This window comes from Janthinobacterium sp. TB1-E2 (assembly GCF_036885605.1).
In the GTDB taxonomy this organism is placed as follows: Bacteria; Pseudomonadota; Gammaproteobacteria; order Burkholderiales; family Burkholderiaceae_D; genus Janthinobacterium; species Janthinobacterium aestuarii.
The window spans coordinates 3,173,843-3,197,311 of the sequence record NZ_CP142523.1 but is presented as its reverse complement, the minus strand read 5'-3'; the positions used below and the strand labels follow the sequence as shown (position 1 = coordinate 3,197,311).

Here is a 23,469-nt window from a genome sequence, read left to right as displayed (position 1 = left end):
CTATGCTCCTTGTTCCTGCAACGGGCCTTCGAGCCAGTCGACCTTGTTCATCTTGCGCACCAATACGAATTCATCGCGGTTGGAGCCCACCGTGCCGTAGTAATTGAAGCCGTACGCCAGCTGGGCGTAGCCGCCGATCATGTGCGTCGGCTTGGGCACGGCACGCGTCACCGAGTTATGGATGCCGCCCCGCTTGCCCGTCATCTCCGCGCCAGGCACGTTGATGATCTTTTCCTGGGCGTGGTACATCATCGTCATGCCGGCCGGGATGCGCTGGCTGACGATGGCGCGCGCCGTCAGGCTGCCATTGACGTTGAAGACTTCGATCCAGTCGTTGTCGACGATGCCGGCAGCTTGCGCGTCCGTCTCCGACAGCCACACGTGCGGTCCGCCGCGCGACAATGTCAGCATGCGCAGGTTGTCCGAATACGTGGAGTGGATGCCCCACTTCTGGTGCGGCGTCAAAAAGTTCAGCGCCAGTTCCTTGTTGCCGTTCGGCTTGGTGCCCAGCAGCGCTTCCGTCGTCTTCGTGTTGATGGCCGGCTTGTAGACGCACAGTCCCTCGCCGAAATCGCGCATCCACAGGTGATCCTGGTAGAACTGCTGGCGGCCAGTCAGGGTGCGCCAAGGGATCAGTTCATGCACGTTGGTATAGCCGGCCGTGTAGCTGACTTCTTCGCTTTCCAGGCCCGACCAGGTGGGCGAGGAAATGATCTTGCGCGGCTGCGCCTGCACATCGCGGAAGCGGATGCTGTCATGCTCGCGCGGCAATGCGAGATGCGTGTGGTCGCGTCCCGTGATGGAGGACAGCGCGGCCCAGGCTTTCACGGCCACATGGCCATTCGTTTCCGGCGCCAGCGACAAAATCATCTCGGCCGCATCGATGGCCGTATCGAGGCGCGGCTGGCCCTGCGACACGCCTTCCTCCAGCACCGTGCGGTTGATGCCGCGCAGGACGTCGACTTCATGCCCCGTTTTCCAGGAAATGCCCTTGCCGCCGTTGCCGATGGTTTCCAGCAGCGGGCCGATCGAGGTGAACTTCTTGTAGACGTCGCGGTAATTGCGCTCGACCACCGTCATGTTCGGCATGGTCTTGCCGGGAATCGCTTCGCATTCGCCGGCGCGCCAATCCTTGGGATCGAAAGGCTGGCCCAGTTCGCCCGGCGTGTCGTGCATCAGCGGCGTGAGGACGATGTCTTGCTGGGTGCCCAGCAGTTCGCCGCCGATTTCCGAGAATTTCTCGGCGATGCCCTTGTAGATTTCCCAGTCCGACTTCGATTGCCACAGCGGCTGCACGGCTTCCGACAGCGGATGGATGAACGGATGCATGTCCGACGTATTCAGGTCGTCTTTTTCATACCAGGTGGCCGTCGGCAGCACCACGTCGCCATACAAACACGTGGTCGACATGCGGAAGTCCAGCACCACGAGCAGATCGAGCTTGCCTTCGGCGGCCGGGCGCACTTTCACCTGTTTCGGCGTGAGGCAGTCGTCTTCGTCGCTGAGCAAGCCGTTTTGCGTGCCGAGCAGGTATTTCAGGAAGTACTCGTGGCCCTTGCCCGAGCTGCCGAGGATATTCGAGCGCCACACGAACATATTGCGCGGGAAGTTGGCCGGATTGTCCGGGTCATCGCACGAGAACTGCAGCTGGCCCGCCTTGATCTGGTCGAGCGCATACGCGGCCGGCTTCTGGCCTGCGGCGGCAGCGGCCTTGGCCACTTCCAGCGGATTCGTTTGCAGCTGCGGCGCCGATGGCAGCCAGCCCATGCGTTCAGCCTTGGCGTTGTAGTCGAGCAGGGTCAGGTCGCCCGTGCCGCCGGCCGCCGATGGCGAGGCGATATCGCCCGTTTCCAGCTTTTCGTGGCGCCACTGGCTCGTGTGGGCATAGAAGAACGAGGTGCCGTTCATCTGGCGCATCGGACGTACCCAGTCCTGGGCGAAGGCCAATGGCGTCCAGCCCGTTTGCGGACGCAGTTTTTCCTGGCCCACGTAATGGGCCCAGCCGCCGCCGGACTGGCCGATACAGCCGCACATCATCAGCATGTTGATGATGCCGCGGTAGGTCATGTCCATGTGGTACCAGTGATTCAGGCCGGCGCCCACGATGACCATGCTCTTGCCGCGCGTCTGGTCCGCGTTTTCCGCGAACTGGCGCGCCACGGTGATGACGTCGGCGCGTTTGACGCCCGTGTGCTTTTCCTGCCATGCGGGAGTGTACGGCACGTCGTCGTCATAGCTTTCCGCCACGTTTTCGCCGCCCAGGCCGCGGTCGATGCCGTAGTTGGCCAGGGTCAGGTCGAACACGGTGGTGACGAGACCCGTCGTGCCATCGGCCAGGCGGATGGTTTTCACCGGCACCTTGCGCAGCAACATGTCGGACGCGTCCTTGCCGCCGAAGTAGGCAAAGCCCACTTCCGTGACGGCGTCGCTGTCGTTGATCATGGAGAGCATCGGCACGATGGGCGCGCCGCTGCCGCCGGCCTTCTGTTCCAGGTTCCACTTGCCCGACTCGCCCCAGCGGAAGCCGATGGAGCCGGCCGGCGCGGTAATCGCACCCGTCGTCTCGTCGATGACGAGGGTTTTCCATTCGGGGTTATTGGTTTCGTCGAGGTTGTTGTCCAGGTGCGAAGCGCGCAGGAAGTAGTCGGGCACCAGGGTGCCGTTATGTTCCTTGAGCAGGACCAGCATGGGGAAGTCCGTGTACTGGCGTGCATAGTCGCGGAAATAGGCGCTCTGCCCTTCCGAGTGGAATTCCTTGAGGATGACGTGGCCCATGGCCAGCGCCAGCGCGGCGTCCGTGCCCTGCTTCGGCGCCAGCCAGATGTCGCCGAACTTCACCATTTCGCCGTAGTCGGACGAGATGGCGACGGTTTTCGTGCCCTTGTAGCGCACTTCCGTGTAGAAGTGGGCGTCCGGCGTGCGCGTCATCGGCACGTTCGAGCCCCACACCATCAGGTAGGTCGAGTTGTACCAGTCGGCCGATTCCGGCACGTCCGTCTGCTCGCCCCACACTTGCGGGCTGGCTGGCGGCAAGTCGCAGTACCAGTCGTAGAAACTCAGGGCCACGCCGCCGATCAGGGACAGATAGCGCGTGCCGGAAGCATAGCTGACCATGGACATGGCGGGAATCGGCGAGAAGCCGACGATGCGGTCCGGGCCGTATTTCTTGATCGTCAGCGCATTCGCGGCGGCGATGATTTCATTCGATTCTTCCCACGTGGCGCGCACGAAGCCGCCCAGGCCGCGGATGGATTTGTACTGCTGCGAGCGCACGGGGTCCTGGCTGATCCAGTCCCAGGCCGTGACGGGGTCCATGGTCTTGCGCGCTTCGCGCCACATTTCCATCAGGCGGCCGCGCACCATCGGATACTTCACGCGCTGCGCCGAATACACGTACCAGGAATAGCTGGCGCCGCGCGGGCAGCCGCGCGGTTCGTGGTTGGGCAGGTCGGGCCGCGTGCGCGGGTAATCGGTTTGCTGCGTTTCCCAGGTGATCAGGCCGTTCTTGACGTACACCTTCCAGCTGCACGAGCCGGTACAGTTCACGCCATGCGTGGAGCGCACGATCTTGTCGTGCTGCCAGCGCTGGCGGTAGGCGTTTTCCCAGGTACGGTCTTCATCGACCACGGTGCCGTGGCCGTTTGAAAACGGCTCGGCGGGCTTGCTAAAAAATTTCAGGCGGTCCAGAAAGTGACTCATGCTACCTCCACATTGCGCCGCCGACAGCGGCGCCAGGTCTTAAAAAACGCTGCAAGCACGATGGCTCAAGCGTCGATACAAACAGTCTATCGATGCGCCGTGCCCGGCGGTATTGGCAAGAAGTCGGTTTCCGGCACCAGGAATGCATAGGCGGATAGTCACTATTGCCTATGGGCGGCGCGGCGGAGCTGCGGTATACCTGTCGTCATCGTTCAACACAGAGAAAGAGCATCATGCCGATTACCGATTACGCCAGCCTGCTGAGCAGCGCCCGCAACCAGGAGCAGCCGCAACGCCTGCTGTTCACCTTTACCCAGGCGCAGGCCCAGCCTGGCGGCCAGGGCAAGTCCCTCACGCCCGTGATGTGCGCCGACAAGCTGCCCGAGGAACTGGACAGCTTCGAGACGTTGAAGGAGGAGTCGAAACAGATGCAGACGCACTGGGACGTAGTCTTCGTGGCGGGACTGGCGGGTCGCGAAGGCCAGCCGCCCGCCGCGCAGGAATGCGAGGCGCCCCTGCGCGCCATGGTGACGGCCATCGAGCAAGGCCGCATCGACAGCCTGCTGGCGTTTGACCGCAGCGGGGATTTGTTACGTTTTAGTTGAGGGAGCTTGTCGGATTACGCCCTGCGGGCTAATCCGACCTACCTGACGAGGCAACTGTGGAGCGACGTAGGTCGGATTAGCGTAGCGCAATCCGACACTTTGTTGGCCGCACGTTTCGGATTATCTGCCTGCATCCGGCCAAGGGCGCTCATGCAAATGCCGCGCCCTTTCTATTGGACAGACGAGCGGCAAAAACTGCTGCTGGCGCGCCGAATACGCCATCAGCGCCCCGCTGTCGATGTCGAAATACCATCCATGCAATTTCAATACGCCCTGCTCCACCCTGCGCTTGAGCCACGGGTAGGTGAGCAGGTTGTCCAGCGACTGCAATATGCTGGCCAGCTCGCACGCGTGGTGCTGTTCCGCCGACGAACGGTGCGCCAGTTCGCGCCGTACTCTTTGCGCCACCGGTTCGGCGATGCGCATCCACTGGCCAACGAAGTCCGTTTCCTGCCCTTCCGCGCGCGGCTGCGGTTCCAGCAGCGCGCGGATGCCGCCGCAGCGCGCATGACCGAGCACGATGACCCTGGCCACTTCGAGCTTGCAGACGGCGAACTCGATGGCCGAACTGACGCCGGGCGGCGCGTCCGGCGTACACGGTGGCACGAGGTTGGCGATATTGCGCACGACGAACATGTCGCCCGGGTCGCTGCCCGTCAGCAGCATGGGGTCGACCCTCGAATCGCAGCAGCCGATCAGCAGAGTCGAGGGCCGCTGCCCGTCGCGCAGGCTGTCGTACAAGGTTTGCGGCTCGCTGAAGTACTGCTGCTGAAACAGGCTGAAGCCGTTGACGAATTTTTCCAGTTCTTCCATGACTACCTCTTACTGTGTTCAACGCCGGGCAAGCAAGACTCGTCCGACGTTCTGACGCTAACTAGCAAGGCATCGGCGCATTCTTGCGCGCATAGCACCACCAGGTGATCGCGATGCAGCTGACATAAAAGCCGATGAAGCACCACAGGGCCGCGTCGGGGCTGCCCGTCAGCGCGATCGAGGTGCCATAGCTTTTCGGGATGAAGAAGGCGCCGTAGGCGGCCACGGCCGAGGTGAAGCCCAGGACGGCCGCGCCTTCCTTGTTGGCGTCGACGATGGCTTGCTCCTGCGCCGCCTTGCCCTTGCCGGCCGCCGCGCGCTGGTGTTCCGTCAGGAAGATCACGGGGATCATGCGGAAGGTCGACGCGTTGCCGATGCCCGTGCCGGCGAACAGCAGCATGAACATCCAGAAGAAGCCATTGAAACTGCCACCCACGCCCGCTTGCGGCATGAAGTACAGCACGCCCAGCACGGCACCGATCATCAGCAGGAAGGACCACAGGGTGACTCTGGCGCCGCCCAGTTTGTCGGAAATCACGCCGCCGGCCACGCGCGCCAGCGCACCGACGAGGGGGCCGAGGAAGGCGTAATCGAGCGGATTCACGTCGGGGAACTGGATCTTGATCAGCAGCGGAAACGCGGCCGAATAACCGATGAAGGAGCCGAAGGTGCCCGTGTACAGCCAGCACATGAGCCAGTTATGCTTGCGCTTGAAGATCACGGCCTGCTCGGAAAACGACGCTTTCGCCGACGCCAGGTCATTCATGCCGAACCAGGCCAGCAAGGTCGACAGCGCGATGAACGGCACCCAGATGAAGCCCGCGTTTTGCAGCCACATGTCCTTGCTCACGCCATTCTTGACCCAGGTGAGCGAATCGCCGCCCCAGGCGCCGAAGACGGCAAACGTGATCACCAGCGGCACGACGAACTGCACCACCGACACGCCCAGGTTGCCCAGGCCCGCATTCATGCCCAGCGCGAAGCCCTTGCTCGCCTTTGGATAGAAAAAGCTGATGTTGGCCATCGAGGAGGCGAAATTGCCGCCGCCGAAGCCGCACAGCAAGGCCAGGATCAGCATGGTCGGATAACCGGTGTTCACATCCTGCACGGCCAGGCCGATGCCGATGGCGGGAATCAGCAAGGAACCCGTGGAAATGGCCGTCCAGCGGCGCCCGCCGAAGATCGGCACCATGAACGAATAAAAGATGCGCAAGGTGGCGCCGGACAAACCCGGCAAGGCCGTCAGCCAGAACAGCTGGTTGTTACTGTAGGTGAAGCCGATGTTGGGCAGGTTGACCACCACCACGCTCCACACCATCCACACGGCGAATGCCAGCAGCAGCGCGGGGATCGAGATCCACAGATTGCGCGCGGCCGTGGCCTTGCCCGTGTTTTGCCAGAAGCTCGGGGTTTCCGGCTCCCAGGTATTAATCATATAGCGGCTCATGCTTTAGCTCCTGCGAGTTGGTTGGTAGGTGCCGCGCGCAGCGGCTTGAACGAGAAATGCATCCAGATGAGGGAGACGCAAACGGTGCCGTAGAGGAGCATGAAGGAGCTCGAACGCACGCCCGTAAAGTCCACCAGGGCGCCGAACATCACGGGCAGGATGAAGCCACCGAGGCCGCCAGCCAGGCCCACCACGCCAGAAACGGCGCCGATGTTGTCGGAAAAATCATCGCCGATGAACTTGAAGACGGACGCCTTGCCCACGGCCATGGCGATGCCGACGATGAACAGCAGCACGGTGAACCACAGCGGCGACAGGCCGATATGGAAGGCCAGCGGACCGGTGACGGTTTCCACGACCATCTGTGTTTGCGGATACGACAGCAGGAAGAAGCACACCCAGCACACCCACATCACGGCCCAGGTGACTTTCGCCGCGCCGTATTTGTCGGAGATCCAGCCGCCCACGGCGCGCAGCACGCCGCCCGGCAACGAGAAGCAGGCGGCCAGCAGCGCCGCGTGTTTCAAATCAAAACCGTATTCGGCCACGTAGTACTTCGTCATCCACAGCGCCAGCGCCACGTAGCCGCCGAACACCACCGAGTAGTACTGGCAGTAGCGCCACACGCGCGGATCCTTCAGCACTTTCATCTGGGCCGAAAAGCTTTCGCCCGATGGCGCCAGGTGCGATTTGTCCGTGTACGAAAACAGCCAGAAGATGATGGCCGTGGCCAGCATGGCTACCGCGTACACCTTGGGTAGCATCTGCCAGCCGAAGGCGGCGACGATGCCGGGCGCGACGAACTTGGTCAGCGCGGAACCGGAATTGCCGGCGCCGAAGATGCCCATCGCCAGGCCGCGACGCTCCTTTTCATACCAGCGCGCCACGTAAGGCGTGCCGACGGAAAACGAGCCGCCTGCCAGGCCCACGAACATGCCCAGCACGAGGAAGTGCCAATAGGCGGTGGCGTAGGAGATCAGGTAGATCGGCACCACGCTGGCCAGCATCAGCCAGAAGAAGACGCGGCGTCCGCCGTATTTGTCCGTCCAGATGCCCAAGGGCACGCGCACGAGGGAGCCCGTCAGCACGGGCATGGCGGCCAGCAGGCCGAATTGTGTTTCAGTCAAGCCCAGGCTGGTCTTGATGGGGATGCCCAGTACGGCAAACATCATCCAGACCGCAAAGCAGATGGTAAATGCGAAGGTGCTGCTGATCAGCACGGACGCCTGCTTGCGCCGCATGCCGGGTTCGACTGCCTTGTTACTACTGTTGTTCTTAGTGCCATCTAGGGTAGCCACGATGTTTCTCCATGAATGCACTGGCCGTCTGGCCAGCCGTCCCGACCAGCTTACGTGGCAGAGTCGAAAGGCACTATCGGCCACAGGGTGATTCTGGAAAGGCAATCTGGATAGCCGCATCGGCAAAAGTGACTAGATGGCGGGGTATGAACCTAGCCTGGATGGCGGGTGTTTTACAAACGGACGCATTTTTGGCACACTCGGCGCCTGGAGAAAAAGAACGCCATGCAGAACATTCACGAAACAGACGGGATCATCACGCGCGCGGCCCAAGCTGGCGATGTGGACGCCATGCTGGCCTGCGATGCCTATGCGCAGGCGCACGCCAGCCGTGGCGAAGCCGTGCGCGCCGCCGTCGGCCAGGGGCACTGCCAGGTGGCCATCCGGGCTGGCCAGGTGGCAGGCTATGTCCTCACGCGCGACGATTTCTTCGATTACGGCTTTGTCTCGCTGGTGGTGGTCGCTCCCGGCCACCAGCGGCGCGGCGTGGGCGTGCGCCTGCTGGCCGCCGCCGAAGCCGCGTGCACGACGGCGAAGCTATTCACCTCGACGAACCAGTCCAATTTGGCCGCGCAACGGCTGTTCGCCAGCGCGGGTTTCGTGCGCAGCGGACAGATCGACCATCTCGACGAGGGAGACCCGGAGCTCGTGTACATGAAATGGTGCCGCTGATTGCGCGTCCCTCCGACGGCGTATGGCGCGGCGCGCCAAAGGCGGCTATGCTGGCGCTACTTTGAATAACGACCGCATGGACATATGGACTATCTGAGCCTCAAGCATTTCCACATGGCTTGCGCCGCCGCCAGCGGCCTGCTTTTCCTCTTGCGCGGCGCATGGATGCTGCGCGCCTCGCCCGCCTTGCAGCAGCGCTGGGTAAAAATCCTGCCGCACCTGGTCGACACGGCCTTGCTGGCCAGCGCCATCACCCTGGCCGTGTGGAGCGGCCAGTCGCCGGGCAGCCAGCCCTGGCTGGCCGCCAAGCTGTGCGCACTGGTGGCCTACATCGTGCTGGGCACCATCGCGCTGAAACGGGGCAAGACGCCGGCCGTGCGCGGCGCCGCCTTCGCGCTCGCCGTGCTGGTCTTCGCCTACATCGTCGCCGTAGCCGTGACCAAACAGGCCTGGCCGCTCTGATGCAGCAAAAAATGTAGCGCAGGGTCGCGCCTGCAGTACAGAGTGACGCGTGCGCGGCGCGACCTGCAGGTGCTTATTTGGCGCGGTTTCTTTCCTGAATTTCCTTGCCAAGGGCGTCCTCTAGCCACCATTCACGCACCTCGAGCGCCTTGTTCTCGATGCTGGCATTGGCCAGCAAGGGATTTTTCTTCAGGTATGCGATATCTTCCTCGAAATTGTCGTGTATCGAAGCCACTTGCAGGAAACGGTTGGCATCCAGACGTCCCAGGTAGATGACCTTGCCAGCAACGACGTCAAACTCGATCGGCTTCGGCGACGATTCGGAGTACCTGGACCTGAATCCATAGTCAAGCAGCCAGATGATGACGCTGTAGCGTCCCGGCGTCAGCTGCAGCGCAAAGGTGCTGCCTTTGCCCGTAGGTACTTTTGGCAAGACATTCTGCAAGGCGACCTGGCCGGCGGGAGCATGGCTGGATAACCACAGACTTTTGCCCTCGAGGGCGGCAGGGTCGCTGCTGACGATGCCGAACCTGGCGCCATGCGCCTCGAAGACGGAGCTCTCGAACACGGTGCCGACGACAACGCCCTTGGCAAGGTCGGGTGTCGTGTAGGTAAACGCAGGCGCGCTATTGCGGCCGGTGACACAGGCCGACAACAGCGCAGGCAGCAAGACGGCGCACGCCAGCGCGCGCAGCATGGTGGTTCGGACAAACATGGATGATCCTGAATAAAATGAAGAAATGGGTCACAAGTGATGGGCAAAGGGCAAAGGACGGCAAGCGCGCCTGTGCCTGCATGAGTCCAGATAAATATTGCTAATTGGAAATATTTTCAGTGTATCCGCCTGGCACGAAAATGTCTAGTTGACAAGTAGTCAAAGGACGCCATACGACTTCTGCGGAACGCGGCAAGCTGCACGGCAATGATAGTATTGGCAACTTCATCGACAAGGCAGCCACCGTGGCCGTGCTGCTCCCCTGAAAGGCAACCATGCTCTTATCCGAACTATTGACCAAGCTGACCTGCGGTGATCTGGAAGGCGAGGAACTCGACGACGCCGTCGCCGCCATCACCGAAGCTCCCTCCGCGCCGCGCGAGGAATGGGTCGACAGCGATGCGCAAGCCTACGCGCTGGAACTCCTCTCGCAGCTGGGCGGCCATATGGCGTCGAGCGACAAGATCGATGAATTGCACGAACAGATACAGGACATGTTCGACGAATTCCCCGACTTCCCGTACGCACTGCTCAAGGAAAGCGGCGGCAGCGTGCTGCCCTATTTCGAGTGGCTGGATACGGAACTGGCGCAGCGCGCCGTGGAAGAAGGCGGCTATGACCTGATCCAGATCGACGGCAACGGCTCCGACGAAATGGATGCGCTGATCGTCTACCGGCGCGACACGGACGACATCATCCAGGCGGCGGCATTGATGGGCGTGACGATAGGCCGGCCGCTCACCTACTATCGCGGCATCGATGCGATGGTAGGCAAGCGGCCAGGGTAAGACTTACTGCATCGGCAAGGCGCTGACATCGACGGCCGGCGCCTGGCCCGTCGCGGGCCGCGTAAAGTTCTGGCTGGTTTTCACATAGTCGGCGAAGAAGCCGCCGTTATGCAGGTAGAACCTGCCGTTTTCCAGCCCGCCCGCATAATCCATGCGCTGCGCATTCGTGGCCGTGGCGTCGCCGGTGAACCTTCCCGCCGTCACTTCGGTCCATGTCCCGGAAACGTTCCTGGCCCACTGGTTGCCGAACTGGACGCGGCGCTCCGTGTAGCCCAGGGTATCGATAAAGTTCTCGAGGAAGGAATGCACGCCCGTCAGATACGTGGAGATCGCCGGCCGCTTCCAGGTGGCGATGTAGCGCCACTTGCCCGTCTCGGGCGCGAAGAACCAGGCCGAATAATCGCTGCCGCCATTGCCGTCGGGCCGCGCACGCGTGATGAAGCGGTACGTCGTGCCAGCCGCCCAGTTATACGACAGATAGGTCTGGCCGCCCGTGCCCTCGCCGCCAAACGCATTGTCGACCACGCCGGCGCCCTTGCTGACCAGGGTGGTCTTGGCGCCATTGTCGGCATCCCACACGGAGAACAATATCCAGCGCTCGCTCGGCGACTTCACCTGGATGCCCATGTAGCCCTGGCCAAAGCCGTTGGCCATGAAGTAGGAACCGATGGCGTCCTGGCCCTGGGGAATCGTCATCTCGTTATAGAAATACTCGGTATTGGCCGGCACCGTATAACCCATGTGCACGGACGGGCCGCGCCGCGACCAGTAGTAGTTGGCGCGGTCATTCGCATAGGTGAGCGCCGTGTTCGACGTCACCTTCAGCGCCGCCACGTCGCCGAACGTGCCCTTCACGCGCTTCAGGCCCTGCATGTCGACCTTTACATAGCCGGCCGCCGGCACATTGACCGTGCCGACGGCATAGGTCTTGCGCTCCTTGCCGGCCAGCTTGACATCGAACGGCGTGCCATTGATCTTCACGCGGATGGTGCTGTTGCCGCCATCGGCCAGGCTGGCGTCGAGCGCCACCTGCACGGAGCCCGCCTCGGCCACGCGGAAATACGTGCTGGCGACGGCATCGGGATTGCTCCAGCCGGCCAGGCCGCGTTCGTTGATGACGGCGCCTGCGTCGCCGCTGGTGATGAAGGCGTTACCGGCCAGTTCCACGGTCGCCGTCGTGGCGGGCGCCGCCACGCTGGCCGCCAGCAAGGCCGTGTTGCCGTTGCCCGTGGCGGTGGCGCCGCCGCAGGCCGCCAGCAGCAAGGGCATGGCGGGAAGGATGGCATAGAGTAATGAACTTCTGTGTTTCATCAACGTCTCCTGGTGGTACAGCTTTGCGGCGGGCGAACACGGGCCTGCGCACCTGCGCCGCGGTTGAAAAACTGGGTGGATAGAAAAAACCCGCTACGGCAACTGGTGCGGTAGCGGGCGAATGGAGCTTAGTACTTGCCGTCGAGGGCGAAGATCGGCTTGCGCGATTTCCACTGCCCGCCCGTAAAGTCCGGGAAGTCCAGGGTCTGGAAGTTGGCGGCGATCGATTGCTCGGACAGCGGCGTGATGGCGCTCCACGTCACGGCATCGTAGATATCGATCGGCATCGGCGCGTTGGCCTTGAGCGCTTCGACAAAGGCGTGGATGACGAAGAAGTCCATGCCGCCGTGGCCAGCGCCTTCCGCTTGTGCCGCGTACTTGCGCCACACCGGATGCTCATACTTGTCCTGGTAAGCCTTGAAGTCGTCCCACTGGTGCGGCTTGCTGACGCCTTCGATATGGATCGAATTGTTCAAGTCCATCCACAGGCCGTCCGTGCCTTGCACGCGGAAGCCCAGCGAATACGGACGCGGCAAGCTCGTATCGTGCTGCAGGATGATGGTTTCGCCGTTCTCGCACGCCAGCGTGGTGGTGACGACGTCGCCCAGCTTGAATTTCACCTTGGCGTTCGCATGCTGCGCGCCGCCCGGCTGCTTGACGATGTAGTCGTGCAAGCCGCGCGCCTTGGTGGCGAAGGCGTTGATGCGCGTAAAACGGTTGCCGCGGTTGATGTTCGTGTACATGGCGCACGGACCGATGCCGTGGCTTGGATACAGCTCGCCATTGCGCTCGACCGAGTGCTGCGTGCGCCAATGGGCTTCGGACCAGCCCTTCTCGCCGAACTCCACGCCGCCGCCATATGGCTTGGCCGGATTGCCGCTGTTGAATTTCACGGCGCGCAAATCGTGCTGGTAGCCGCCCTGCAGGTGCAGCAGTTCACCAAACAGGCCCGCGCGCACCATCTGCAGCGCGGCCATCACGTCGCGGCGGTAGCACACGTTTTCCAGCAACATGTACGGCGTGCCCGTTTTCAGCTGGGTATTGAGCACATCCCAGTGGTCTTGCAGGGTGATGCCGGCCACCACTTCGCAGCCGACGGCGATCTTCGCCTGCATGGCGGCGATCGCCATCGGCGCATGGAATTCCCACGGCGTGGCGATGATCACGCCATCGAGGCCGCCCGCGTCCAGCATGCGCTTGTAGGCTTTCTGGTCGCGGTCTTCGCCATACGTGCGCGGACGGGGCTTGCCGGCCTTGGCCACCTGGCCCAGCGCGTGTTTCAGCATGATCGGTTCGATATCGCACAGGGCCACCACTTCCACGTCGTCGCGGCGCACCAGTTCGGCCAGCAGCACCTGGCCGCGCATGCCCGTGCCGATCAGGCCCAGGCGGACCTTGTCGCGGCCGGCGGCGGGTGCGGCGTTGGCCTCGCCAGGCAGCAGTGCGCTGCCGGTCATGGCGCCACCGGCCAGCGCGGCGCTGGCGGACAGGAAATTGCGTCGATTGATTTGTGTCGTCATTGGTCTCTTCTCGCTTCCATTGGTAATGATCGTCGCCGGTCCGCCGCACGGCAGGCCGGCTGCAGTTTAATAGGTGTATTCCGCCGTGAAGCGCACGGAACGCGGCGCCGTGCGGCCGGCCACCTGCAGATAGCTGCGGGCGATGGCGCCATGGTCTTCGCGCGTCTCGTTGTAGCGGGTCACGGTCTGGCTGTTGAACACATTGAACACGTCCACTTTCAGGCTCAGGCCCTTGACGGCGCTGGGAGTATAGGCCAGATTCATGTCCAGCTGGGCTTGCCAAGGCAGGCGGCCCTGGCTGCCGCGCGGCGCCGCTTTGCCATCGCAATAGAAGTAGGAATCGCCGTAGTCGTTCTCGAACTTCAGGTTGTCGGGCAGCGCGCCGATGCAGTTGCGTGGCGCGCCCGACGTCAGCGACAGGTTGGCGCCGACCGTCACGTCCGGGATGACCTGCATGAAGCCGTAGGCCTTGAAGGCGTGGCGGTGGTCGCCCGGCAGGTAGCCATACGCGTTGTACATCAGTTCCTTGTGGTCGTCGCTGACCGTCAGGCCCACGTCGCCGCCGCCGATGCTGTCCGTCTGGCCTTCCATATTGCCCTTCAGGCCGGACAAGGTGTAGGTCAGCTTGCCGTACCAGCCGTTCGTGTACGGGTGTTCGATGAACAGGTTCAGGGCGCGGTAGGTGCGTGCCGGTTTCGGATTGCCCCACTCCGCGGCAGAAATATCCACGCGGCGCAAGCCCTTGCCATCGTCGAAGTCCACCATCAGGCTGTTGTCGCGGCCCGGGTTGATGATGGCGCACTGGAAGCCGCCCCAATTGCTCGTGTCGACGCTGTTGCGCGTGGCCCAGGCTTGCAGCGGACGCGCGTCGCAGGTGTCGTCGTTGGTGTCGTTCAGCTTGCGGTACAGGACGCTGGCGCCCACCACCAGCTTCTTGCTCAGGGCACGTTCGAAGCCGAGCGAGAATTCATCCTGCGACAGCGGCTTCAGGCCGATGGCCGTCACTTCGCGCGCATCGCGGCTCTGGCCATACGCATTGTTTGCCGAATACGGCTTGCTGATCGCGTGCAGGCCCGTCGGCGCGCCCGTGACGGGATCGATGCCCGTGTACGTGTACATCTCGCTGGTGGCCAGGAAGGGGCTGGCCATGTTGCTCGACAAATTCGATGGCACGGGCAAGTGGTAGCGGCCGCCATTGGCGAAGAATTTCAGCGTGCCGTCGCCCAGGTAATCCCAGGTGGCGCCCACGCGCGGGGCGATCATGTTGCGCTGCGAAATGAAGGCCACGCCATCGGTGCTGTAGTTGGTGAACTGTTCGCGGCGCAGGCCCAGGTCCAGCAGCACCCGTTCCGTGACCTGGTAGTGGTCCTGGATGTATTGCGCCGATTGCACGCTGGTCGGGCGCGCCAGGTTGGCGTTCAAGTCCTTGCTGACGTAATAGCCCTGCGCGCCGTAGCCGCCGCCCTGGGCCGGCGTTTCAAAGGCGCCGTTGATGGCCCGGTTCGGATCGGTCGCGCGCTGATAGCTCCAGCGGTAGCCGCCGGCCAGGCTCAGGCCCACTTTCGATTCCACGTCGATGCGGTCGATGCCGCCGCGCAGCGAGTGCTTGCCCAGCTTGTATTCGAGATCCAGGCGCTTGGCTTTCTGGCGGTCTTCCGACGACGGGTCGACCAGGGTGCCCGTCACCGTTTGCGGATTGGCGTACGTCAGGCCAGGGACTTGCGTCGAGGTATTCGACGACGTTTGCGCCAGCAGCGGGTTGTAGCCGTTCGGCGTGCGGGTGTGCGAGGTGCGCGATTCGCCCATCATGGCCGTCACGGTCAGGTTGTCCGTCAGGTAGCCCGTGTACTTGAAGATGTCGATGTTGGCGCCCGGCGCGGCCGATGAACCGCAGCAGTTGACCGTCGTCTCGCCCTTGCCTGCCTGGACGCCATTGCTTGCATGCGTGGCGTAGCTGTAGCCATATGCCTGGCTGTCTGTTTTCGTGCGGTCATACAATTTGGTGTATTCGAAGTGATGGTCGTCCGTCAGGTTGTAGTCGAGCTTGGCCATCATGCGGTCCACCTTGCTCTGGCTCGTGCTCCAGCCGCGCGCCAGAGCCGTGCCCGAGTCGGCGGCGGCGGCAACGGACTGGCTGTCCGTGCGCGTCTGTTCCAGCGCCACGAAGGCGAACAGCTTGTTCTTGATCAGCGGGCCGCTGCCGTACAGGCCCACCACTTTGCTGGTGCTGCCATTGTCGCGGTTCCAGTACAGCAGGTTGCCGTCCGTCTTGGGATTGGCGCCCGTGTTCGGGTAATAGGTGTTTTCCGGCTCGCCCTTCAGCGAACGGGGAATGATGGAGACCTTGCCGCCGAATTCGACCTTGTTGCCGCCGCTCTTGGTGGTGATGTTGATCACGCCGCCCGTGGAGCGGCCGAATTCCGAACCATAGCCGCCCGACAGTACCTGCAGGTTCGAGATCGCGCCAAACGGCAGCTCCGACGCGCCCACCTGGGTCAGGATGTTCGTGATGGGGAAGCCGTTGACGTAGAACGCGTTTTCCGACTGGCCAGAGCCGCCGATCGATGGCGCATTGCCGTACACGCTGTTGGTGCCGCGCGAGACGCCCGGCGTCAGCTGCACGATGGATGCCACATCATTGCCGACCGGCAGCGCCTTCAATTCCTTGGCCGTGAAGATCACGCCGTTGTTCGTGTTCGACACGTCGATCGGATTGCGCGACGCTTTCACGACGACGGTCTGCTCCTGCCCCACGGTGCCGGCCGCGCTGGCCGGACCGAAGTTCGCTTCCGCGCCCGCGCCGATCAGGGCTTCGACTTCCTGCGATGCTTCCACCGAACCGGCACGCAGCACGCGCACCGCATAGCGGCCTGGCGGCATGGAGTTGGCCACGTAGCGGCCCGACGTATCGGGCGTCAAGGTGCGTTGCACGCCCGTCGCCAGGTTTTCCAGCACCACGGTGGCGCCGGCCGGTGCGCTCACTTCGCCGAAAATGGTGCTGGTGGCGTTCGACTGTGCCCAGGCCTGGCCTGGCACGCCGGCCGCCAGGGCGATCACGATCGCGGCGGCGCGGCTGATGTGGCGCAATTTGAGTCCGGTGGTATGCATGGTGTGTCTCCGTCTATATCGAGGGTTATGCGCGCCCTCCCCGCTCCAGGGCGAAGCCGGGGGGATGCAATTTTTATGGTGGTCGTCGGAAGGTAGCTCTAGGCAGTTGCACCTTCCGGGAAATCAGTCCGTATCGGCTGATTTTCGTTTTCTTGGGATTACTTTAAAAAGAAAAATAAGTATCGTCAACAAAAAGAAAGTTATAACGGCAATTTATCGAGAAATCCGGCAAATAAAGGCATTTTATCTTTCGATTTAATCTGTGACGCGTCCCATAACTTTCGTTATCGTGGTATGACAGATACACGCGACTGCAGCGAGGTAAGCAGAAATGGTGAATCGGCGCAAAAAAACGGGGAGAAAAACGCGAAAGCAGCCATGGCACTCTGCTTTCACTTACGTTTATCTTTCGTATTGTACATTTCGGAATATTATCTTTTCTTTTCCATGCCAATACCCCGGCCCGCATAGACGGGCCGGGGCAGCGTCACGTATTAAAAGAACTTGTAGCTGGCCGACAGGGCGAACTGGCGGCCGAACAGGTCCTGGCTATGGTTGTAGCCTTCCCAGCCGTTCGGGTCGTAGTACGGCTTCTTGTTGAACGCGTTTTTCACGTTCAGGCCCACGTCCAGGTTCTTCACCGGCTTCCAGCTGAAGGCCAGGTTGACCGTCGTGTATGACGGCGCGCCCTTGCACTGGCCGGCCGGCAGCGCCACCGAGGCGGCGGTGCAGTTTTCCGGCGTGTTGTCTTTGTCCCAGGGACCGTAGGCCCAGCGCGTCTTGCCCGAATAGTTGATGAAGACGCTGCTGACGAAGTTGCGGTAGCTCCAGTCGGCGTTGACCGTGGCACGGTAGCGCGGCGAATCGTAGTAGCCGACGGTATTGCCCTTGATATCGCTGCCGTCTTCGCTGTCGTGGGTGTCGCGCTTGCGGATGGTGGCCGCGATGCCCGTGCTCAGCTTGCCCCAGTCACCGAGCCCAAAGCGCGTGCGCGCATCGATGTCCACGCCATCCATCAGGGTGCGGCCGCGGTTCGAATACGAGTTGATCAAGCCGCCCAGGTTGCCCACCGAGTAGCCGGGCACGCCGCCCGTGCACACGCCCGCGTTGGCGGGATTGGCGCACATGGCCGCCACCGCCGCCACGTTGCCCCGGTCCGTATCCGTCAGGTCGTTGCGGATGGCGCTGGACGTGCCGGCCAGGGTCGGGCCGTACTTGTCCACCAGTTCCGTAAACAGCTCGTTGAAGTCCTGGCGCACGATTTCGTCGCGGCGGTTGATGAACCAGTAATCGATGGAGATGCTCACGTCCTTGGCCGGCTGCAGCACCAGGCCCACGGTCGATATCTTCGCCTTTTCCGGGCGCAGGTTCTGGTTCGGCGGCGTCAGGCCGCCCACCGTCGTCGAGCAGTTCGAATTGAGCAAACTCTTGCCCAGGTCCGCATCCGTCGCCACCTTGGACTTCATCAGCGCGCGCGCCATGGCATTCGTTTCATCGCAGCGCACCGTGTCGCGGATGCCGCCCACCTGCGCAAAGACGCCGCCCGTGCCCGATTCGGCCAGGTTGGGCGCGCGGAAGCCTTCCGAATACGTCCCGCGCAGCATCAGGTCGGGACGCGCGCGCCAGATCACGCCCAGCTTGGGCGCCAGGTTGGCCGAGAAATGCGGATATTTGTCCAGCCGCGCGGCCGCGTTGACTTCCAGGGTGTCGCTGAGCGGCACCACCACTTCGCCAAACACGGCCGCGATGGTGCGCCGGCCATCGAACCAGGAACCGCCCTGCTGCGTGATCAGGCCATTGGCCGCATCCGCGTTGCCGGGCGTGAGGAAACTCTCGCGCATCACGTTGGTGCCCACGGCGGCGCGCACTTCGCGCTCGCCCAGCTTGAACAGGGTGCCTTCCACCTTCGCATCCCACGTCATCAGCTTGGTCCACGATTCGATGGCGAAGGTCGGATAGGCGCTGCGCACCAGCGCCGCATTCGCCTCGCTGATTTCGCCGAACTGGTAGGCGGGATTGTCGGAGATATACGTGCGGCCGCTGACGGGGTCTTTCGTGAACGGCCCGAATGCCTGCTCGAAGCCCTTGATGTTGATGTTCGCCGTCTGGAACAGCGTCGAATGGCTGCCCGCCACGCTGAGCGCCGTTTCAAAATCCCAACCGCCGCCGATGCTGCCGCGCAGGCCGACGAGCGCGCGGTAGTTTTCATCGACGTTCTTCTGGCCGAAGTGGCCTTGCGCATCCTGCAGCAAATAGTTCAAGCCGGCCGCGCCGCCCATCTTGTCCACCATGTCGGCATCGAGCTTGCCTTTCAGGTAGACGTTGTTGGGGCTCAGGAAAGGCGTGGCAAACGTGTTCAGGGTATTGCCCGTGTTGCGCGCGAACCAGTTGTTCGTGCTGCCGCTATTGAAGCTGGACGGGCCATTCTCGCCGCGCATCTTGATGTGGGTGAAAGCGCCTTCCGCGAACGCTTCCATGTCGCCACCGAGTTTCAGCCGGCCGCTCACGTAGGCCGTGGCGCGCTCCGAGGTGGGGCCCGTGTCGAGCTGGTTGGGCAGCGCATTCCACACACAGCGCGTGCCCGACGCTTCGGTGATGCTGTTGTTGCAGCCATTGACGGCGCGCTGGGTGCGCGCATTGTTCTTCGCCTTGTCGAAGACAAAGAAGGTCCCTGGATTCATCACGCCCGGTTCGCTGCCGACACCCACGCGCATGTTCGGGATGAAATTGGGATTGTTTACATAAAAATACGAGGGACGCTTCTGGTACGTATCGGCCAGCGCGATGCGGTCGCGCTGGTAGACGTTCACGGAACCGTAGATGTTGTAGCCATCGCTGGCCAGGTCGCCCAGGCCATACAGCACGCTGGCCTGGCGCTCGCCATACGATTTCACGCTCGGCGAAAACTCGCCGTTGGCGCGCGCTTCCAGGCCCTGGTACGACTTCTTGGTGATCACGTTGATGACGCCGGCCACGGCGTCGGAGCCATACACGGCCGACGCGCCGTCCGTCAAAATTTCCATGCGCTCAATGGCGGCGGCGGGAATGGCGTCGATATTGACGAACATGGTCTGGAAGCCGGCCGGCGCGCCATAGAACGACAGGCGGCGGCCATTGAGCAGCACCAGGGTGCCCTGCGCGCCCATGCCGCGCAAGTTCGCTTGCGAACCGCCATCGGAGCCCGTAAACATCGAACGGAAGTCCTGCTGCGCCGGACGGGCGGCGGGCAGGTTGTCGAGCACTTGCAGCAAGGTCAGCGCGCCCATGTTCTCGATCTGTTTGGCGTTGATCACCTGCACGGGCGACGCCGTCTCCGCGTTGATGCGCTTCAGGCTGGAGCCCGTCACTTCGACACGCGCCAGTTTCTCCTCCTCCGCCGCCAGCGCCGTCGACGCCAGCCCTACCGCCACCATCGCGGCCATCATTTTTTTCAAGTGCATACTCAACTCCCTTTTTATAAGTGATTTGTTTTCGTCAGGTTGCAAGAGCCCCTCCCCGGTCCGAAGAGGGGCTCTTTTTAGTGAAATGATTGAAGCAGTTAGCGCGGCTTGACTGTCGCGCCTTCCGTGCCGGTGAGTACGGCATTGGCCCAGTTGCCGCAGACCTGGGCCGGGTGGGCGCCGCGCGCGCCCAGGGTGCGCAAACTGAGCTGGCTCAGGCCGCGCACGTCGATTTCGGGTTTGACCACCCCGGGAGCCGTGACCAGGCCGCTGTCGTACAGCAGCCGCTCACCGCTCCATACCTGGAATTGCAAGCCGCCCGCGCTGCGGCAGCTATCGTCCACGCCCAGGTCGGCGCGCAGCAGATTCCAGTTGCCCGCCAGCTGCAAGTCGATGCGGCTGGCTGGTCCCACGCCGAGGCCCTTGCGGAACCACAGCCCGTTCATGCGCATCTCGGCCGCCTTGCCGGCTGGCCGGTCTTTCGCGATAGTCTTCGGCAACGCCAGGTCCGACAGGTAGCGCTGCACTTCCTCGCCTTCGGCCACTCTGTGTTCGAGCACGCGGAATGCGGACAAGGTGACGGGCGCCACGTCGGTCGCCAGCGCCGCGTCGAACGCGCGCGCCACCGGACCCGCTTGCGCCGCCGTTACCATCGGGTCCAGGGACGCCGCGCCATCGCCTTCCGGATTTTGCGTGCTCATGACGCGAAAGCGCAGCAAGCGCCCGGCCGTGGCGGGGAAGTTGATCGTCTGCGGGCCTTCCTGCAGCTTCAAGGTGCCCCGCTGCAGCGGCGCGCCCCACTCGCCGTTGTTGTCGCCGATGTAGATTTCATAGTCGCGCACCTGGCCATGCTTCCAGTGCTGGTCGTTGCGCGGCGCCAGTTCGACGCCGTCCACCAGGCGCCGTTCCGTAAAGCCGATCACCCATTCATGCGGTCCGCTTTTCACGGACGGGCTGCGCACGGTGCGGAACCACGTCTCCGGCTTGCCATCGAAGGCGTTTTCCAGCGGATAGCCGCTTTCTTCCGCAGGACGCGCCACCACCTGCATGGCGTCGGCCGGCAAGGCGCGGCCCGGCACGGGCGCCGCCGGGAAGTCGGCATCCGTGCGTGCCACGGCCAGCGCGCCGGCGACCTGCAGGATCAAAGGCTGGCGGATATCCTGCGCCGCCACTTTCACGTGCAAGGTGCCTTGCCTGTCCGCCGCATCAAAATACCAGCCCTCTGCCGCCTTGTCGTAGGCGGCACGGCCGGCGGCTGCCGCGATCAGGCGTTCGCCGGCGCGCACGGCGGCCGGCGCCTGGCCGGCCAGCATGCGCAGCGCATAAGCGCGACGCGCTTCCTGGCCCTGGTACTGGCCATCGACGGCGCCGATGTCGACCTGCACGTCGGCGCCCGTCTGGCGCATGCGGATGACTTGCTGGCTGAAGGCGCCGCCCTGGTACTGGCGCGTGTTGCCATCGTCTTCATACAGGGTGTAGTCGGAATCGCCGTGCGGGTAGATATCGAGGGTCAGCTGATCCTTCGGCTTCTGGCCGTCGTACAGCATTTCCGGATACATGGGCAGGATGGCGCCGGCGCGCACGAACACGGGCAGTTTATCGAGCGTCACCTGCAGATCGAGGTCGCGCCCCTTGGCGTCGGCCGTGGCCTGGCGGCCATCCCAGTAGTCGTACCACGTGCCCTGCGGCAGGTGGATGCCCTTGCGCCAGCCGCCGCTGACGGCCTGGCTGCGGTAGACGGGCGCCACCAGCACGTCGCGGCCCAGCAGGAACTGGTATTTATACGCTTCCGTGTAGGCGGCCGGGTCTTGCGGATAATCCCACATCAGACCGCGCACCAGCGGCGCGCCCGATTGTTCCGCTTCGCGCACGAGGGTATACATATACGGCGTGAGGCGCATCTTGAGCTTCAGATAGCGGCGGTTGATGTCGCGGTACGGCTCATCGAACCACCACGGGTGCTTGCGCTCGGCCGCGGCCCAGCCGGACATGCCCATCAGGACGGGCGTAAAGCTTTTCCACTGCAGGTCGCGCAGATAGGTTTCCGGGCTGCCGCCAAAGATGGCGTCCACGTCGCCGGACGCATAGGCCTGGCCGGACAGGCCCGAGCCGATCAGGGTCGGGATATGCCAGCGGATGTAGTCCCAACTGGCGCTCTGGTCGCCCGTCCACGCCACAGCGTAGCGCTGGATGCCGGCCCAACCCATCACCGTCCACAGGAAGGGGCGGCTGTCGGAGTTGTTCAGGATGCCGTCGTAGGCCGACTTGTTCGCATCCATGGCGAACTGGTAGCCCTTGCCCGTCCACGCCACGTCGAGCTTTTGCACGCGGCTGCCCGCCTGGCCCACTTCCCAGGCGATCTTGTCGACGCCGTTTTCCGTCCACAGGCCCGTACGGAAGCCGTAGCCGGCCAGGCCCTTCACCGTTTCCGGCAAATTCGTGTAGCCGCAGCCGTAGCCGTCGTTGGGCAGTATCCAGCCGCCCGGCATGTCGTGTTCGCGGTACTGGCGCGCCACCGTTTCCACCACGTCCGGCGTCTTGCCCGTGGGGCCGTCCGTCCAGTTCTTCGGCACGGAACCGGGCTTTTTCACGTTATCGCCATCGTTGTAGCAATCGGCGTCGCCGTATTCCAGCGCCCAGCGGGGCAGCATGCGCGCGCGGCCCGTCAAGTCCGTGTAGCGGGCGACGACGTCGCGCAAGTCCTTACCGACGAAGAAATACGCATCGAAGCGCCCTTCCGCGTGCTGCAGCGAGATCTGCTCCTTGTCGCGCAAGTCGTAATTCCCGTCGGACCAGGTATTGCGCAGCATGCCCCAGCCGCGTGAACTCATGAGAAATGGCGCGGGATTTGGCCGGTCGCCCTCTTCCCAGCCGCCCGAATACGACACGGGCACCTGCTTGCCCTTGAATTCGAAGCGGCCATTTTGCTGGCCGCCGCCAAAGTAACGCTCGCCCGGCAGGCTCGAAAGCACCTGCACGCCCTGCTTGTCGTCGAGCGACAGCGGTTGCACCTCGCGCCACAGCGGCACCGCATCACCGTTGCGGAAAAGGGTAAAGCGCAGCGGTTTGCGGTCGATGCGCAGGCTCAGGGCTTCGGTACTGATCAGGATATGGTCGGGCTGTTCCTTGATCTGGTACGCCACCTGCGCGGCAGGCTGGCCCACGACGATGGGCGCGGCCTTGTCGCCAGGCCCCGTCAAGCCGGCCTTGCCGCACGCCTGGATGCGCAGCACGTCCACCTGCGGCAGGCTGATACGCAGTTGCATGCCCGTGTCGCTGCGCACATCCCAGCCCAGCGCCTCGCCCTTGGCCACGTCGGCCGCATGCACGGCACTCAAGCTGGCCAGATTACCGATAGGCGCGGCCTGCAGGCCGGGTCCGGCCAGAGTGGCAAGGGCGGCCAGGACACAGGCGGCAAGGGCGCGGCGGGGAAGCGGGAGAGGTTTCATCAGGCGGCTTTCAGAAAATCGAAGTGATGGAAATACTTTAAGAAGAAAAATAAACATCGTCAATCAAAAGAAAGTTAAAGCGGCAATTTATTAATAAAATGCCCAGAATTGGCCCATTTTTCTTACGTTTCACCAAAATGTC

14 protein-coding genes are annotated in these 23,469 nt (G+C 63.1%); 4 read left to right on the top strand and 10 right to left on the bottom strand.

The features are described from left to right. Positions 1 to 3,699, bottom strand: coding sequence for a nitrate reductase subunit alpha (locus OPV09_RS14210; RefSeq protein ID WP_338678543.1), 3,699 nt, complete (start codon positions 3,697 to 3,699; stop codon positions 1 to 3). 233 nt (positions 3,700 to 3,932) lie between these two features. Here OPV09_RS14210 and OPV09_RS14205 point away from each other — a divergent pair, with 233 nt between their 5' ends. Further along, on the top strand, positions 3,933 to 4,304 hold the full coding sequence (locus tag OPV09_RS14205; protein ID WP_034751248.1) for a hypothetical protein: 372 nt from the start codon (positions 3,933 to 3,935) through the stop codon (positions 4,302 to 4,304). Between the two features lie 120 nt (positions 4,305 to 4,424). On the opposite strand, the gene OPV09_RS14200 is transcribed toward OPV09_RS14205, so the two are convergent. From OPV09_RS14200 to OPV09_RS14190, 3 genes are all read right to left on the bottom strand, one after another. Next, positions 4,425 to 5,117, bottom strand: a complete 693-nt coding sequence (locus tag OPV09_RS14200; protein ID WP_034751250.1) for a carbonic anhydrase — start codon at positions 5,115 to 5,117, stop codon at positions 4,425 to 4,427. 61 nt (positions 5,118 to 5,178) lie between these two features. After that, on the bottom strand, positions 5,179 to 6,564 hold the full coding sequence (locus tag OPV09_RS14195; protein ID WP_219329445.1) for a NarK family nitrate/nitrite MFS transporter: 1,386 nt from the start codon (positions 6,562 to 6,564) through the stop codon (positions 5,179 to 5,181). Further along, positions 6,561 to 7,805, bottom strand: a complete 1,245-nt coding sequence (locus OPV09_RS14190) for an MFS transporter (protein WP_070305910.1) — start codon at positions 7,803 to 7,805, stop codon at positions 6,561 to 6,563. The genes OPV09_RS14195 and OPV09_RS14190 overlap by 4 nt, the downstream gene beginning before the upstream one ends. A gap of 282 nt (positions 7,806 to 8,087) precedes the next feature. Between OPV09_RS14190 and OPV09_RS14185 the strand changes: the two genes are divergently transcribed. Together OPV09_RS14185 and OPV09_RS14180 are read left to right on the top strand one after the other, a co-directional pair. After that, a complete protein-coding gene (locus OPV09_RS14185) occupies positions 8,088 to 8,534 on the top strand; it encodes a GNAT family N-acetyltransferase (RefSeq protein WP_338678542.1) in 447 nt (148 codons plus the stop codon). A gap of 84 nt (positions 8,535 to 8,618) precedes the next feature. Beyond that, the gene (locus OPV09_RS14180; RefSeq protein WP_034751260.1) at positions 8,619 to 8,996 is read left to right on the top strand and encodes a SirB2 family protein; all 378 of its coding nucleotides are present in this window, start codon (positions 8,619 to 8,621) and stop codon (positions 8,994 to 8,996) included. 73 nt (positions 8,997 to 9,069) lie between these two features. Here the strand turns inward: OPV09_RS14180 and OPV09_RS14175 are convergent, their stop codons facing one another. Continuing rightward, on the bottom strand, positions 9,070 to 9,711 hold the full coding sequence (locus OPV09_RS14175) for a hypothetical protein (protein ID WP_139143519.1): 642 nt from the start codon (positions 9,709 to 9,711) through the stop codon (positions 9,070 to 9,072). A gap of 275 nt (positions 9,712 to 9,986) precedes the next feature. Here OPV09_RS14175 and OPV09_RS14170 point away from each other — a divergent pair, with 275 nt between their 5' ends. Continuing rightward, positions 9,987 to 10,499 (top strand): hypothetical protein, encoded by a 513-nt coding sequence (locus OPV09_RS14170; RefSeq protein WP_139143520.1) that lies wholly within the window; start codon positions 9,987 to 9,989, stop codon positions 10,497 to 10,499. Positions 10,500 to 10,502: 3 nt separating this feature from the next. On the opposite strand, the gene OPV09_RS14165 is transcribed toward OPV09_RS14170, so the two are convergent. From OPV09_RS14165 to OPV09_RS14145, 5 genes are all read right to left on the bottom strand, one after another. Then, positions 10,503 to 11,810, bottom strand: coding sequence for a DUF3472 domain-containing protein (locus OPV09_RS14165; RefSeq protein WP_338678541.1), 1,308 nt, complete (start codon positions 11,808 to 11,810; stop codon positions 10,503 to 10,505). A gap of 128 nt (positions 11,811 to 11,938) precedes the next feature. Continuing rightward, positions 11,939 to 13,330 carry a Gfo/Idh/MocA family protein gene (locus tag OPV09_RS14160; protein ID WP_200873015.1) on the bottom strand — a complete coding sequence of 464 codons (1,392 nt, stop codon included), beginning with the start codon at positions 13,328 to 13,330 and terminating at the stop codon, positions 11,939 to 11,941. A 66-nt stretch (positions 13,331 to 13,396) separates the two neighbouring features. After that, on the bottom strand, positions 13,397 to 16,438 hold the full coding sequence (locus OPV09_RS14155) for a TonB-dependent receptor (protein WP_338678540.1): 3,042 nt from the start codon (positions 16,436 to 16,438) through the stop codon (positions 13,397 to 13,399). A 494-nt stretch (positions 16,439 to 16,932) separates the two neighbouring features. Beyond that, complete coding sequence (locus OPV09_RS14150; protein ID WP_338678539.1) at positions 16,933 to 19,878, bottom strand: TonB-dependent receptor plug domain-containing protein; 2,946 nt, start codon at positions 19,876 to 19,878, stop codon at positions 16,933 to 16,935. Positions 19,879 to 19,976: 98 nt separating this feature from the next. Next, a complete protein-coding gene (locus OPV09_RS14145) occupies positions 19,977 to 23,327 on the bottom strand; it encodes a TIM-barrel domain-containing protein (protein ID WP_338678538.1) in 3,351 nt (1,116 codons plus the stop codon). Positions 23,328 to 23,469: the final 142 nt, after the last annotated feature.

Excerpts from the sequence above, each read along its gene's own strand:
- OPV09_RS14210 (WP_338678543.1), bottom strand. The coding sequence starts at position 3,699 with ATGAGTCACTTTCTGGACCGCCTGAAATTTTTTAGCAAGCCCGCCGAG.
- OPV09_RS14205 (WP_034751248.1), top strand. The coding sequence starts at position 3,933 with ATGCCGATTACCGATTACGCCAGCCTGCTGAGCAGCGCCCGCAACCAG.
- OPV09_RS14200 (WP_034751250.1), bottom strand. The coding sequence starts at position 5,117 with ATGGAAGAACTGGAAAAATTCGTCAACGGCTTCAGCCTGTTTCAGCAG.
- OPV09_RS14195 (WP_219329445.1), bottom strand. The coding sequence starts at position 6,564 with ATGAGCCGCTATATGATTAATACCTGGGAGCCGGAAACCCCGAGCTTC.
- OPV09_RS14190 (WP_070305910.1), bottom strand. The coding sequence starts at position 7,805 with ATGCGGCGCAAGCAGGCGTCCGTGCTGATCAGCAGCACCTTCGCATTT.
- OPV09_RS14185 (WP_338678542.1), top strand. The coding sequence starts at position 8,088 with ATGCAGAACATTCACGAAACAGACGGGATCATCACGCGCGCGGCCCAA.
- OPV09_RS14180 (WP_034751260.1), top strand. The coding sequence starts at position 8,619 with ATGGACTATCTGAGCCTCAAGCATTTCCACATGGCTTGCGCCGCCGCC.
- OPV09_RS14175 (WP_139143519.1), bottom strand. The coding sequence starts at position 9,711 with ATGTTTGTCCGAACCACCATGCTGCGCGCGCTGGCGTGCGCCGTCTTG.
- OPV09_RS14170 (WP_139143520.1), top strand. The coding sequence starts at position 9,987 with ATGCTCTTATCCGAACTATTGACCAAGCTGACCTGCGGTGATCTGGAA.
- OPV09_RS14165 (WP_338678541.1), bottom strand. The coding sequence starts at position 11,810 with ATGAAACACAGAAGTTCATTACTCTATGCCATCCTTCCCGCCATGCCC.
- OPV09_RS14160 (WP_200873015.1), bottom strand. The coding sequence starts at position 13,330 with ATGACGACACAAATCAATCGACGCAATTTCCTGTCCGCCAGCGCCGCG.
- OPV09_RS14155 (WP_338678540.1), bottom strand. The coding sequence starts at position 16,438 with ATGCATACCACCGGACTCAAATTGCGCCACATCAGCCGCGCCGCCGCG.
- OPV09_RS14150 (WP_338678539.1), bottom strand. The coding sequence starts at position 19,878 with ATGCACTTGAAAAAAATGATGGCCGCGATGGTGGCGGTAGGGCTGGCG.
- OPV09_RS14145 (WP_338678538.1), bottom strand. The coding sequence starts at position 23,327 with ATGAAACCTCTCCCGCTTCCCCGCCGCGCCCTTGCCGCCTGTGTCCTG.